We start from the raw sequence: 12,324 nt of genomic DNA on the forward strand, positions 1-12,324 counted from the left end.
CGGTGGGTTTCATCGGAGACATCGGCGGCTTCATCGCCACCCCGCTCTACTACGCGATCTCGGCCGTCCTGCTGGCCTGGCACGAGCTGTTCACGCTCGTCGGGCTCGACCCGGACGGCGGCTCGGCCTGGGCGCTGTCGATCATCGGCCTGACGCTGACCATCCGCGCGCTGCTGATCCCGCTGTTCGTCAAGCAGATCAAGTCCAGCCGCAACATGCAGCTCATCCAGCCTCAGGTGCGCGAGCTGCAGAAGAAGTACGGCCACGACCGCGAGCGTCTCGCCCAGGAGACGATGAAGCTGTACAAGGACTCGGGCACCAACCCGTTCGCGTCCTGCCTGCCGATCCTCCTGCAGATGCCGATCTTCTTCACGCTGTTCCGGCTGCTCGACCAGGCGGCGAAGAACAACACCGCGCATGGCTTCCTGACCGTCGACCTCGCGCGGTCCTTCGGTCAGAGCCGGATCTTCGGCAACATCCCGATCTCGGAGAGCTTCTGGGCGGCGCGGACGTGGGGCCCGACGCCGGATGGGCTCGTCATGGTGCTGGCGCTGATCCTGGTGCTGTCGATGACGGCGACCACCTTCCTCACCCAGCGTCAGCTGATGGCCAAGAACATGCCGGCCGACGCGCTGAGCGGCCCGTACGCGCAGCAGCAGAAGATGCTGCTCTACGTCTTGCCCGTGGCCTTCGGCCTCGGCGGCGTGGCGTTCCCCGTGGGCGTGCTCCTGTACTGGACCACCAGCAACATCTGGACGATGGGCCAGCAGTTCTACGTGATCCGCAACAACCCCGCTCCCGGCACCCCGGCGGCCGCGGCGAAGGCCGAGCGCGACCGGGCGAAGGCCCGCAAGCACGGCGCGGTCGTCGAGGAGGCGACTGAGTCGGTGCCGGAGCCGCCGCGCCCGGCCACACGTCAGCAGCCGAAGCGGATGACCAAGCAGCAGCGCAAGGGGTCCGCCCCGCCGAACAAGGGAGGTCGCAAGTGACCGAGGAGACCACGGCGCCCGGAGGGCGTCTCCAGCAGCTCGAGCGGGAGGGTGACGTCGCCGCCGACTACCTCGAGGAGCTGCTCGACATCGCCGACCTCGACGGCGATCTCGACATCGATGTCGACGGCGACCGTGCGGCGGTCTCGATCGTCGGTGCCGACCTGCAGCACCTCGTGGGCTCGGACGGCGTCGTCCTCGACGCCCTCCAGGAGCTCACCCGGCTGGCGGTCTACCGGGAGACCGGTGAGCGGTCGCGGCTGATGCTCGACGTGTCGGGCTTCCGTGCCAAGCGACGCGAGGAGCTCGCGGCGATCGCGGCCGACGCCGTGTCTCGGGCGCGGGAGTCCGGTCAGGCGGTGCGCCTCGACCCGATGTCGCCGTTCGAGCGCAAGGTCGTGCACGACGCCGTGGCGGAGGCCGGTCTGAGCTCGGAGTCCGAGGGCGTCGAGCCCCGTCGCTTCGTGGTGGTCCTCCCGGAGTGACCGATCCCGAGGTTTCACGTGAAACACCCGTCGTGCCGGAAGTGGCACGGCGGGTGTTCGCTGTTGAACGGCTCTCGCTGATGGAGGCCTACGCGTCCCGGCTGGCTGACGACGGCGTGGTCCGGGGGCTGATCGGCCCGCGTGAGGTGCCGCGGCTCTGGGATCGGCATCTCGTCAACTGTGGCCTGCTGCACCGGTCGATCGGATCTGGCGCGTCCGTCGCGGACGTCGGCACCGGCGCGGGGCTGCCCGGTCTCGTCCTCGGCATCGCGCGGCCTGATCTCGAGGTCACGTTGATCGAGCCGCTGCTGCGCCGGACCACCTTCCTCGAGGAGGTCGTCGCGGAGCTCGGGCTGGACAACGTCGAGGTGCACCGGGGGCGGGCCGACAGCCTGCACGGCCGTCGTCGCTTCGATGTCGTCACATCGCGGGCGGTGGCGCCTCTCGAGCGTCTGGCGGACTGGTGCATGCCGCTCGTCGCAGGCGAGGGCCGGATGCTCGCTCTCAAGGGCTCGTCCGCGGAGAGCGAGGTGGCCTCGTGTGCGGCGGTGCTGGGGCGCAAGGGCTCGGCGAAGCCAGAGGTGGAGACGATCGAGGAGGCCGGGGCGGAGTCGATCACCGTGGTCTCAGTTCGGTGGGCGAGCCGGACGGCGATAGTGTGGGGCGCTCGCAGCCGCAGCGGTGCGACCTCCCGTCGTCGGCGCTGAGGCGAGGGTTTTCCACCGGTCGTCTCCCGCTCAGATCGGCTGGTTGTCCACCGTTCGGTGGTCGTTGTCCACAGGCGCACCTCAAGGTGCAGCCCGTTGTTTCACGTGAAACGAGGAGGTCCGGACCGTGCCCGACGAGGCCAGCCGACCGACGTACCCGATCCGCACTGCCGGCGATCTCGCCGAGCATCCGGCGCCCCTGCACGACGACGAGACTCCTCTGGCCCGCGCCACCGAGCACAGCCTGCTGGTGCGCGAGGGCGCACGACTGCGGCCCCCGCTGCCGCGGCCCGCGGCCACCCGGATCTTCGTGGTGGCCAACCAGAAGGGCGGCGTCGGCAAGACGACGACCACGGTGAACGTCGCCGCAGCTCTCGCCCAGCAGGGACAGCGCGTGCTCGTGATCGACCTGGACCCCCAGGGCAACGCCTCGACGGCCCTCAACATCGAGCACCGACGCGGAACCCCGTCGACGTACGACGCGCTCGTCGACGGTCAGCCGCTCGTCGAGGTCGCCGTCGAGTGCCCGGACCTCCCGGGATTGTGGGTCGTCCCGGCGACGATCGACCTCGCGGGCGCCGAGATCGAGCTCGTCAGCGTCGTCGCGCGGGAGGGACGCCTGCGCAAGGCGATCCTCGGACACCCTCGTGTGGGCGCGGAGGCCGGCGACGAGCGGTTCGACTACGTCCTCATCGACTGCCCGCCGTCCCTCGGCCTGCTCACGCTCAACGCGTTGTGCGCCGCAGCGGAGATGATGATCCCGATCCAGGCCGAGTACTACGCCCTCGAGGGCCTCGGTCAGCTCCTCGAGACGGTCGAGATGGTCAAGGCGCACCTGAACCCGACCCTCACGGTGTCGACCATCCTGATCACGATGTACGACGCGCGTACGCGGCTGTCCGCCGGCGTGGCGGACGAGGTGCGCGAGCACTTCGGCGGGCAGGTGCTGAACACGGCCATCCCGCGCTCCGTCCGGGTGTCCGAGGCGCCGTCCTACGCCCAGACCGTGATGACCTACGATCCCGGATCGCCCGGCGCGCTCAGCTACCTCGAGGCGGCGCGCGAGATCGCCCACCGAGGAGCCCCCGCATGACCCAGCGTCCCCCTGCCCGCCGAGGTCTCGGACGTGGTCTCGGATCGCTGATCCCGACGGCACCGGTGCAAGGCGACGGCGGCACGCTGCGCTCCGACCCCACCGCGGCCTCGGCGTCGTCGGGGACCCCGGAGTCTCCGGAGGCGCCGCAGGTGCCGGGGAGCACAGGTCCGGTGCTCGCCCCGGTGGAGGGGGCGTGGTTCGCCGAGCTGCCCGTCGAGGCCATCACGCCGAACCGTGTGCAGCCGCGGCAGGTCTTCGACGAGGACGCGATGGCCGAGCTCGTGCACTCCATCCGTGAGGTGGGCCTGCTGCAGCCGATCGTCGTGCGCTCGCTCGGGGAGGAGCGCTACGAGTTGATCATGGGCGAGCGTCGCTGGCGCGCCTCCCAAGAGGCCGGCCTGACGAGCGTCCCCGCGATCGTGCGGCAGACCGACGACGTCGACATGCTGCGCGACGCGCTGCTGGAGAACCTGCACCGCTCCCAGCTGAACCCGCTGGAGGAGGCGTCGGCGTACGCGCAGCTGCTCGAGGACTTCGGCTGCACCCACGAGGAGCTCGCCCAGCGGATCGGCCGTTCGCGGCCCCAGATCAGCAACACGCTGCGCCTCCTCAAGCTCAGCCCCGCCGTCCAGCGGCGGGTGGCGGCCGGCGTCCTCTCGGCGGGCCACGCGCGCAGCCTGCTCGCCGTGCAGGACTCCGACGCCCAGGACCGGCTCGCCCAGCGGGTCGTCAACGAGGGCATCTCGGTGCGGGGCCTCGAGGAGATCGTCGCCCTGGGCGAGGACGACGCGCGACCCACGCCCGTCCGCCGGGCCAAGCCGGTCGCACCGGGTCTCTCCGACCTGAGCGAGCGTCTCGGCGACCGGCTGGAGACCCGGGTCAAGGTCGACCTCGGTCAGCGCAAGGGCAAGGTGACGATCGAGTTCGCCTCGTTGGACGACCTGCGCCGCATCGTCGACATCATCGACCCGCGCAATCGGACCGACCGGCCCATCTGACCCGAGGAGCCGAAGCAATTCATCGCTTTGTCGACAAAGCGATGAATCGCTGGATCACTTCTCCTGGCGGCGTGCCTCGGCCGCGGCGCGACGGCGCTCGGCCCGTGCCCGCTTCTCGGCGGCGTCGAGCTCCTCGGCCTCGGCCGGCGTCGGCGCCGAGCCGCCGAAGCGCGCCGGGAGCCACCACGAGCCGGCCGGCTGCTCCGCGGCGGGATAGCGGGCGATCGTGTCGTCGAGCATCGCGCTCATCCGCTCGCGGAGCGCGGCGGTCTCGGCGACGGGGTCGTCGCCGGTGGGGTGGAGCGCCTCGCCGACGGTGAGGGCGATGGTCTTGCCCCGGGAGAAGTCGCGCGGGTGGTCCTTGGTCATCATCCGGTGCGTGCCCCAGATGATCACCGGGACGACGGGGACGCCGGCCTCGGCTGCGATGCGCACCGCGCCGGTCTTGAACTCCTTGAGCTCGAAGGAGCGGGAGATCGTCGCCTCCGGGAAGATGCCGACGGCCTCGCCGGCCCGCAGGTACTCCACGGCCTTCTGCGCGCTCGCGACGCCGTCACCGCGATCGACCTCGATGTGGTGGAACGAGCGCATCACCGGTCCGCCGACGGGGTGGTCGAAGATCTCGCGCTTGGCCATGAAGCGCACCAGGCGCTTGGACGGCTGGGCCGCGAGACCGCCGTAGACGAAGTCGACGTAGCCGATGTGGTTGAAGGCCATCATCACGCCGCCGGAGGTCGGGACGTGCTCGGTGCCGGTCATGATGAACCGCTGGCCGAGCACGCGGAACAGCGTCTTCGCCGTGACGATGACCGCCGGGTAGGTGTAGTCGCGCATCGTCAGCTCACGTCCGTTCCGGGGCCGTCGTAGCCCTGATAGGTCGACAGTCCGCGCTCGGGCGCGGCCGCGCCGAAGGTGGCCCGCAGCTCGATCTCGGCCTCGAGCACCCCGGCGAGCCGACGCACGCCCTCGCGGATGCGCTCGGGCGTCGGGTAGCAGTACGAGAGCCGCATGGCGCGGGACCCGAAGCCGTCGGCGAAGAACGCGGTGCCCGGCACGTAGGCGACGCGCGCGGTGACCGCGCGCGGCAGCATCGCCTTCGCGTCGACGCCGGGGGGCAGCGTCAGCCAGACGTAGAAGCCGCCGTCGGGGACGTTCCAGCTGCAGCCCGCCGGCATGAGGTCGTCCAGGGCGCCGATCATCGCGTCGCGACGCTCGCGGTACATCTCGCGGAACTGCTTGATCTGCCCGAGCCAGTCGTGCTTGGCCAGGTAGGCCGAGATGGCCATCTGGGAGAACTGCGGCGGACACAGGGTCGCCGACTCCTGCGCCAGCACGAGCTTCTCGCGGACGGGGTGCGGCGCGAGCGCCCACCCGACCCGGAAGCCGGGCGCGAAGGTCTTGGAGAACGACCCCAGGTAGACGACGTTGTCGGCCTCGTCGGCGCGCAGGGCGCGCAGCGGGTCGCGGTCGAAGCCCAGCAGGCCGTACGGGTTGTCCTCGAGCACCAGCACGCCCTCGCGCTTGCAGATCTCGAGCACCTGCGCCCGGCGGGCCGCGGCCATCGTCACGCCGGCCGGGTTGTGGAAGTTCGGGATCGTGTAGAGGAACTTGATCGTGCGGCCCGAGGCCTTCACCGAGGTGATCGCCTGCTGCAGGGCCTCGGGCACGAGCCCGTCGGCGTCCATCTCGGCGTGGACGACGTCGGCCTGGTAGGCCTTGAAGACGCCCAGCGCGCCGACGTACGACGGCGCCTCGCAGATGACGACGTCACCGGGGTCGATGAAGATGCGGGTGACGAGGTCGACGGCCTGCTGCGAGCCGACCGTGACCACGACGTCGTCCGGGTGCGCCGAGATGCCCTCCAGGCGCATGACCTCGGTGATCTGCTCACGCAGCTCGGGCACGCCCTGGCCGGAGCCGTACTGCATCGCCACCGCGCCGTGCTGGGTGATGAGGTCGCCGACGGCGCCGCTGACGACGTCGAGCGGCAGGCCGCTGATGTTCGGCATGCCGCCGGCCAGCGAGACCACCTCGGGACGCGACGCCACCGCGAAGAGCGCCCGGATCTCCGAGGCCGTCATGCCGGCCGTGCGCGCCGCGTAGCGGTCGACGAAGGAGTCGAGACGGGTCTGCGTGCGATCGGGAACGGCATCCATGGCCCCCCTAGCATGGACGATGGATCAACCCCGCGCACGTGGAGCCCGCCCGATGGGCCCCAGGTCACCCGCGGCGGCTGCACGTCAGGAGGTGCACCGGTGTCGCGACGCGTCGTCCGCCTCACCCTCGACCGGCTCGAGGAGGCCCGCACGCCGTGCGGGTCGTGCCTGTTCTGGGAGCTCGACCCGGTCCGCCGCGCGCGGGTGCCCGAGGACGACGCCTCCCACGAGAAGCTGACCTGGCTCTCCACCGTGCTGCGCGAGTGGGGCTCGTGCGGACGGGCGGTGCTGGTCGACGGCGTCGTGCGCGGCTACGTCGTCTATGCCCCCGCGGCGTACGTGCCGGGGGCGGCGGGCTTCGCGACCGCGCCGGCCTCGCCGGACGCCGTGCTGCTCACCTCCGCGTGGGTGCACCCCGACGACCGGGGCTGCGGCCTCGGCCGGATGCTCGTGCAGGGCATGGCCCGCGACCTGATCGGCCGCGGCGGCATCCGGGCCGTCGAGGCCTTCGCCTCCGCCCGGGGCGACGCCGAGCACGTGCTGCCCCAGGGGTTCCTGGAGGCCGTCGGCTTCCGCACGCACCGACCGCACCCCCGCGTCCCGCGGCTGCGCATGGACCTGCGCTCCGCCCTCACCTGGCGCGACGAGGTCGAGGCGGCGCTCGAGCGGCTGGTGGGCGTCGTGCGTCCCACGCCCGCGCCCGCACCGGCCCACCGCGACCCGGCCGCGCGCACCGACGCCTGATCTCCCGCCGGAGACGCCGACGGCCCCCGGACCAGGGGTCCGGGGGCCGTCGTGCGCGGCGACTGCGTCAGCCGATGAACTCGGAGAGCTCGTTGAGCAGCGCGGCCTTCGGCTTGGCGCCGACGATGGTCTTGACGACCTCGCCGCCCTGGTAGACGTTGAGCGTCGGGATGCCGGTGACGCGGTAGGTGGACGGCGTCACGGGGTTCTCGTCGACGTTCATCTTCAGGAAGGTGATCTTGTCGGCGTGCGAGCCCGCGATCTCGTCCAGGATGGGCGCGACCTGGCGGCACGGGCCGCACCACTCGGCCCAGAAGTCCACGAGGACCGGCTTGTCGGACTTGAGCACCTGCGCCTCGAACTCGGCGTCGGTGACGGCTTCGATGTTGCCCACGGTTCTTCCCTTCTCTGGTGGCGTACCGGCTGGAACGCCGGGTGCGGCGGGGATGTTCCCGCGCCGCGGGTGGGGTGGTGCTGGGACGAGCGCCGGTCAGGCGTTCGCGGTGTCGAGCGCGACGGCGTCGGCCTTGGCCTGGGCGATCGCCGGGTCGTTCGTGACGTGCTCGAGCTCGGCGAGGTAGCGCTCGGCGTCGAGGGCGGCGGAGCAGCCGGTGCCGGCCGCCGTGATCGCCTGCCGGTAGTGGTGGTCGACGAGGTCGCCGGCGGCGAAGACGCCGGGCAGGTTGGTGGCGGTGGAGGGGTGCTTGACGACGACGTAGCCGTTCTCGTCGAGGTCGACCTGGCCCTTCAGCAGCTCCGAGCGCGGGTCGTGGCCGATCGCGATGAACAGGCCGGTGGCCGGGAGCTCGCGGGTCTCGCCGGTCACGGTGTCCTTCAGCGTGACCGACTCGAGGCGGTCGGTGCCGTGCAGCTCCTCGACGACGGAGTTCCACTCGATCTCGAGCTTGGGGTCGGCGAAGGCGCGCTCCTGCATGATCTTCGAGGCGCGCAGCTCGTCGCGGCGGACGATGAGCGAGACCTTGCTGCCGAAGCGGGTCAGGAAGGTGGCCTCCTCGATGGCGGAGTCGCCACCGCCGACGACGGCGATGTGCTGCTCGCGGAAGAAGAAGCCGTCGCAGGTGGCGCACCAGGAGACGCCGCGGCCCGAGAGCTCGTCCTCCTTGGGCAGCTCCAGCCGGCGGTAGCCCGAGCCGGTGGCCAGGATGACGGCGTGCGCCCGGAACTCGTCGGTGGCGGTGCGCACGACCTTGACGTCGCCGGTGAGGTCGACCGACACGACGTCGTCGGGCACCAGCTCGGCGCCGAACCGCTCGGCCTGCGCGCGCATCTCGTCCATCAGCGCCGGGCCCATGATGCCGTCGCGGAAGCCGGGGAAGTTCTCGACCTCGGTGGTGTTCATCAGCGCCCCGCCGGCGGTGACGGAGCCCTCGAAGACCAGCGGCGCCAGGCTCGCGCGCGCGGCGTAGACGGCGGCGGTGTAGCCGGACGGTCCCGAGCCGATGATGATGACGTTGCGGGGGGTGGCGGTCTCGGACATGAGGGCCCTTCTGATCGGGTGCGTGACCCCGGTGCGGGGTCGCTCGTCCCAACCGATCCTAGGCGTCGGCCATTCCCCTCGGCGGGGTGACCGCGGCGACGTCAGCGGCCCTCGAGCGTCGCCGTGCGGATGACCTCGCCGGTGCCGCACTGGAGCAGATCGGCGACCTGCGTCTGGCCGGACGCCGCGCGCAGGACGAGCAGGGCCGGCATGCCGTCGTACTGCACGACGATCGCCCGACCCTCGCCGTAGGACGTCGGCGCGCACGGTGCGTCGGCGCTCCGGTCGTAGCTCTGCGGCCGCGCGGCGAGGCCGGTCAGGCTGGGGGCCAGATCGGCCCGTACGGCCTCCGCGCCGCCGACGAAGTCGTCGGCCGCGAGGGTCGGCACGGGATCGAGAAGCAGCGGGCCCTCCTGCGCGTCGCGCGCCGTCGACGCGGCGGACGGTGCGGGCACGTTCCCGGAGGCGGGCGCGGGGGCGGCCTCGGTGCCCTCGCGGTTGGGATCGGCGTCGGTCGCGACGCCGGTCCGCTGGGTCGAGGGCTGGGCGGTGGAGACCAGGCGGTCGTCGCCGGAGACGAAGAGCCGGGCGCCGAGCCCGCCGAGCAGCACGACGACCGCGGCCGCGCCGAGGAGCCGCAGCGCTGCGCGGCGACGGTGGTGGTCGAGCGCCACGACGGGCGCGTCGTCGGACTCGCCGCTGCGCAGCCGGGCCAGGACGTCGTCGAGGCGGGCCGCGACGTCGGAGGGCATCGGCTCGGCGTGCCGGGCGTCGGCGAGCAGACGGCGCAGCTCGGCCTCCGCGCGGGGGTCGAGCGGCGGACCGTCGGGGTCGTGCTGGCCGTCGGGGGCGTGCTGGTCGTGCTGGTCCGACGGGTCGACCGGGTCCTGCGGGGTCACGGTTCCTCCTCTCGTGGCGGTGGCGGGGCGGATGCTCAGGCCGGTGGGGCGCGCGCGGCGTCCGCCGATGGGACGGCCGCGTCGCTCGGGTGGTTCCCGGTGGCCGGCGGCGACTGTCCGGCGTCCTCGCGCAGGCCCTCGAGCAGCGGCAGGAGCCGGGCGCGGCCGCGCGAGCAGCGGGACTTCACCGTGCCCGGCGCACAGCCCAGGATGTCGGCGGCCTCGGCCACCGAGTGGCCCTCGAGGTCGACCAGGACGATGGCCGCACGCTGCTCGTCCGGCAGCGTCGCGAGCGCCGCCACGACGCGACGACGCCGGTCGTCGCGCACGCTGAGCTCGGCGGGGTCCTCGATGCCCGGCTCGACGCCTCGGGCGTCGGCGCGGCGGGCGCCGTACTCCTCAAGGTCGTCGGGCAGGGCCTCGGTGCGTCGCGCGCGCGTCGCGCGCAGCCGGTCGAGGCAGGCGTTGACGACGATGCGGTGCAGCCAGGTCGTGACGGCGGAGTCGCCGCGGAAGCCGTCGGCCCGGCGGTACGCCGAGACCAGGGCGTCCTGCAGCGCGTCGGCGGCGTCCTCGCGATGGCCGCAGGTGCGCAGGGCGACCGCCCAGAGTCGGTCGCGGTGGCGGCGGAAGAGCTCGGCGAAGGCGTCGGGGTCGCCGGCCACGTGCGCGGCGAGGAGGTCGGCGTCGCTGGGCCCGGACGACCGCGGCGGCTCAGCGTCCACGCACCGCCACCTCGTCGATCTGGCCCTGGAAGCCGTCGCCGACCCGCGGCAGCGACGTCAGCCAGACCAGCAGGTACCGCCCGCGCGCGGCGCGCGTGGGGGTGAGCGTGGCCTGGGTGTCGACGGACTGCTCGACCAGCCGGGTCAGACCCGCGGCTCCGTCGGCAGGAGCCGCGGTGGGGGCGGTGGTCGAGGCGTACAGCGTGACCTCGGTGGGGGCGCCGGTGAGCGTCAGCGTGACCGACTCGACCGTGCGGGTGCGGCCGAGGTCGACCACCAGCCCGAGCCCGGACTTCAGGCCGCCCGGACCGAGGTCCTGGTCGTAGGTGAGGGTGCGCCAGCCGGTGGTCGGGTCGCCGTCGACGGCGAGCGGGGCGAGCTCGGGGTTCTCGCTGGCGGGCTGGCCCTCGGGGTCGAAGTCGCGGGCGCTCAGCCCGGTCAGGGCGGTGGCCGCGGCGGTGGCGCTCGCGCTCGGCGTCGGCTCGTCGGCCGCGGCGGCGGGGTCGGCCTCGCCCAGGGGGCCGCGCCCCCGCACGAGGTTGGTGACGATCACGACCGCGAGGAGCAGGAGCAGCGAGGCCAGGAGCGCGCCCGCGACGCGCAGCCAGCGCCGGCCGGGCACCTCGTCGTCCTCGCCCGGCTCGTCCGACGGGCCCACCGGGCCGATCAGGCCGGGGACGCCGGTGCCCGTGCTCTCGAAGGGCCAGAAGTCGCGCGGGTCGGCCGCGGCCGCGGCGACCGCGTGCGGGCGCGGTCGGCGCTCCGAGGTGGGCGCGAAGAGCGGTCGGGCCGGGACGTCCTCCAGCGGCGGGGGCGGGGCCGACGGCTCGCGGCGGGCGCCGGGCGCGGCGACCCAGGAGACGTCGTCGTCGCCGAAGATCGGCAGCCCGGCCTCGGTGGGCAGGTCGGTGGAGCTCGCGTCGGGCGCGTCCGGGTGCGACGGCTGCGGGGTCACCTCGACGTCCGGCTCCGGGACGGCCGGCAGTGCCGCCTCGGTGGGCGGCGGTCCAGCAGGCTCGGCGGGCTCGGTGGGTGCGGAGCGGTCCGCCGCGGCCGGGGCTGCCGGGGTCGCGACGGTCGGCGCCGCGCCGTCGAGCACCTGCTCGAGCGGCGCGGTCAGCGGGTCGACGGGCTCCCGCACGGCGAACTCCGGCACCGCGGAGAAGGTGACGGTCTCGTCGCCGCGCACCACCAGCCGGGAGCGGAGCAGGTCGTCGAGGCCCGCGGGATCGCCGATGAAGTCGCGCAGCACGTCGGAGACGCCCCGGGCGGTCGAGAGGCCGCGCAGGTCGCGGGGGCGCGAGGGCGAGGGCACGGTGCAGAGCAGCTCGCCGCACAGCTCGTCGAGCGTGCGGGCCACGCCGGCGCGCACCTGACGCGGCCGCAGCAGCCGGCCGTGCTCGCGTGGTGCCGGCTCCACGCCGGAGCCGGGCGCGCCGGACCAGCGGCCGGTCAGGGCGGCGTAGAGGAGGCGGGCCAGGTCGGCGACGTCGTCCTCGGGGCGCCCCTGGCCGGTGCCGTGGAGGGCGGCGTCGACGCACAGCCCGATGACCCGCACCGAGCCGGTGCGGTCGACCAGCACGGCCTCGGGCAGCAGCCGGCCGTGGGGCACGCCGGCCGCGTGGGCGACGGCGATCGCCTCGGCCACCTCGGCGACCAGCCAGGCCGCCGCCCGCGAGCCGAGGTGCCCGCCGGCGGCCAGCATGATGTCGAGCGAGGTGCCCGAGCCCCACTCGTTGACGACGAAGCACCGGCCGTCGCGCACGTCGGCGTCGAGCACCCGCAGGATCCGCGGGTCGAGCACCGCGGCGGAGCGGCGGGCGGCGTCGAGCAGGTCGTCGGCGCGGGGGTCGTCGGCCGCGATCACGTGCAGGGCGACGTCGCGCTCGAGCACGTCGTCCTGGGCCCGCCAGAAGCGACCTCCCCCGCTCTCGCTGAGGAGGTCGATGAGGCGGTACCGGCCGGCGAGGACGTCACCGGGCCGGTTCGACTGCGGCACGCGACCTCCTCGACCCGGGAGCGGCTCG

At 73.4% G+C, this 12,324-nt stretch carries 13 protein-coding genes; 6 read left to right on the plus strand and 7 right to left on the minus strand.

Features of this window, described 5'->3' with window-relative positions:
* The first annotated feature begins 2 nt into the window (after window positions 1–2).
* The 5 genes from yidC (at window position 3) to K8Z61_RS13775 (ending at window position 4,275) form a co-directional block, all read left to right on the plus strand.
* Complete coding sequence (gene yidC, locus K8Z61_RS13755; protein WP_224130451.1) at window positions 3–989, plus strand: membrane protein insertase YidC; 987 nt, start codon at window positions 3–5, stop codon at window positions 987–989.
* On the plus strand, window positions 986–1,474 hold the full coding sequence (locus tag K8Z61_RS13760; RefSeq protein WP_224130452.1) for a R3H domain-containing nucleic acid-binding protein: 489 nt from the start codon (window positions 986–988) through the stop codon (window positions 1,472–1,474). The genes yidC and K8Z61_RS13760 overlap by 4 nt, the downstream gene beginning before the upstream one ends.
* Window positions 1,471–2,181: a 16S rRNA (guanine(527)-N(7))-methyltransferase RsmG gene (rsmG, locus tag K8Z61_RS13765; RefSeq protein ID WP_224130453.1), complete on the plus strand. Its 711-nt coding sequence runs from the start codon at window positions 1,471–1,473 to the stop codon at window positions 2,179–2,181. The genes K8Z61_RS13760 and rsmG overlap by 4 nt, the downstream gene beginning before the upstream one ends.
* A 127-nt stretch (window positions 2,182–2,308) precedes the next feature.
* A complete protein-coding gene (locus tag K8Z61_RS13770; protein WP_308116781.1) occupies window positions 2,309–3,274 on the plus strand; it encodes a ParA family protein in 966 nt (321 codons plus the stop codon).
* Window positions 3,271–4,275, plus strand: a complete 1,005-nt coding sequence (locus K8Z61_RS13775) for a ParB/RepB/Spo0J family partition protein (RefSeq protein WP_224130454.1) — start codon at window positions 3,271–3,273, stop codon at window positions 4,273–4,275. The genes K8Z61_RS13770 and K8Z61_RS13775 overlap by 4 nt, the downstream gene beginning before the upstream one ends.
* Before the next feature lie 54 nt (window positions 4,276–4,329).
* On the opposite strand, the gene K8Z61_RS13780 is transcribed toward K8Z61_RS13775, so the two are convergent.
* Complete coding sequence (locus K8Z61_RS13780) at window positions 4,330–5,109, minus strand: 1-acyl-sn-glycerol-3-phosphate acyltransferase (protein WP_224130455.1); 780 nt, start codon at window positions 5,107–5,109, stop codon at window positions 4,330–4,332.
* Between the two features lie 2 nt (window positions 5,110–5,111).
* Complete coding sequence (locus K8Z61_RS13785) at window positions 5,112–6,431, minus strand: PLP-dependent aminotransferase family protein (protein ID WP_224130456.1); 1,320 nt, start codon at window positions 6,429–6,431, stop codon at window positions 5,112–5,114.
* Between the two features lie 99 nt (window positions 6,432–6,530).
* Here K8Z61_RS13785 and K8Z61_RS13790 point away from each other — a divergent pair, with 99 nt between their 5' ends.
* Complete coding sequence (locus K8Z61_RS13790) at window positions 6,531–7,175, plus strand: GNAT family N-acetyltransferase (RefSeq protein WP_224130457.1); 645 nt, start codon at window positions 6,531–6,533, stop codon at window positions 7,173–7,175.
* Between the two features lie 67 nt (window positions 7,176–7,242).
* Here the strand turns inward: K8Z61_RS13790 and trxA are convergent, their stop codons facing one another.
* The 5 genes from trxA to K8Z61_RS13815 form a co-directional block, all read right to left on the minus strand.
* Window positions 7,243–7,569, minus strand: coding sequence for a thioredoxin (gene trxA / locus K8Z61_RS13795; RefSeq protein ID WP_224130458.1), 327 nt, complete (start codon window positions 7,567–7,569; stop codon window positions 7,243–7,245).
* Between the two features lie 96 nt (window positions 7,570–7,665).
* Window positions 7,666–8,673, minus strand: coding sequence for a thioredoxin-disulfide reductase (trxB, locus tag K8Z61_RS13800; protein WP_224130459.1), 1,008 nt, complete (start codon window positions 8,671–8,673; stop codon window positions 7,666–7,668).
* A 101-nt stretch (window positions 8,674–8,774) separates the two neighbouring features.
* The gene (locus tag K8Z61_RS13805) at window positions 8,775–9,572 is read right to left on the minus strand and encodes a hypothetical protein (protein WP_224130460.1); all 798 of its coding nucleotides are present in this window, start codon (window positions 9,570–9,572) and stop codon (window positions 8,775–8,777) included.
* A gap of 35 nt (window positions 9,573–9,607) precedes the next feature.
* Window positions 9,608–10,297, minus strand: coding sequence for an RNA polymerase sigma factor SigM (gene sigM, locus K8Z61_RS13810; RefSeq protein ID WP_224130461.1), 690 nt, complete (start codon window positions 10,295–10,297; stop codon window positions 9,608–9,610).
* Window positions 10,287–12,296, minus strand: coding sequence for a protein kinase family protein (locus K8Z61_RS13815; protein ID WP_224130462.1), 2,010 nt, complete (start codon window positions 12,294–12,296; stop codon window positions 10,287–10,289). Before K8Z61_RS13815 ends, sigM begins: the two co-directional genes overlap by 11 nt.
* Between the last annotated feature and the right edge of the window lie 28 nt (window positions 12,297–12,324).

This window comes from Nocardioides sp. TRM66260-LWL, assembly GCF_020075545.1.
Taxonomy (GTDB): Bacteria; Actinomycetota; Actinomycetes; order Propionibacteriales; family Nocardioidaceae; genus Nocardioides.

What these genes read in the sequence shown, in the direction of transcription:
- K8Z61_RS13775 (WP_224130454.1), top strand. Translation starts at nt 3,271, where the DNA reads ATGACCCAGCGTCCCCCTGCCCGCCGAGGTCTCGGACGTGGTCTCGGA.
- K8Z61_RS13780 (WP_224130455.1), bottom strand. Translation starts at nt 5,109, where the DNA reads ATGCGCGACTACACCTACCCGGCGGTCATCGTCACGGCGAAGACGCTG.
- K8Z61_RS13785 (WP_224130456.1), bottom strand. Translation starts at nt 6,431, where the DNA reads ATGGATGCCGTTCCCGATCGCACGCAGACCCGTCTCGACTCCTTCGTC.
- trxB (WP_224130459.1), bottom strand. Translation starts at nt 8,673, where the DNA reads ATGTCCGAGACCGCCACCCCCCGCAACGTCATCATCATCGGCTCGGGA.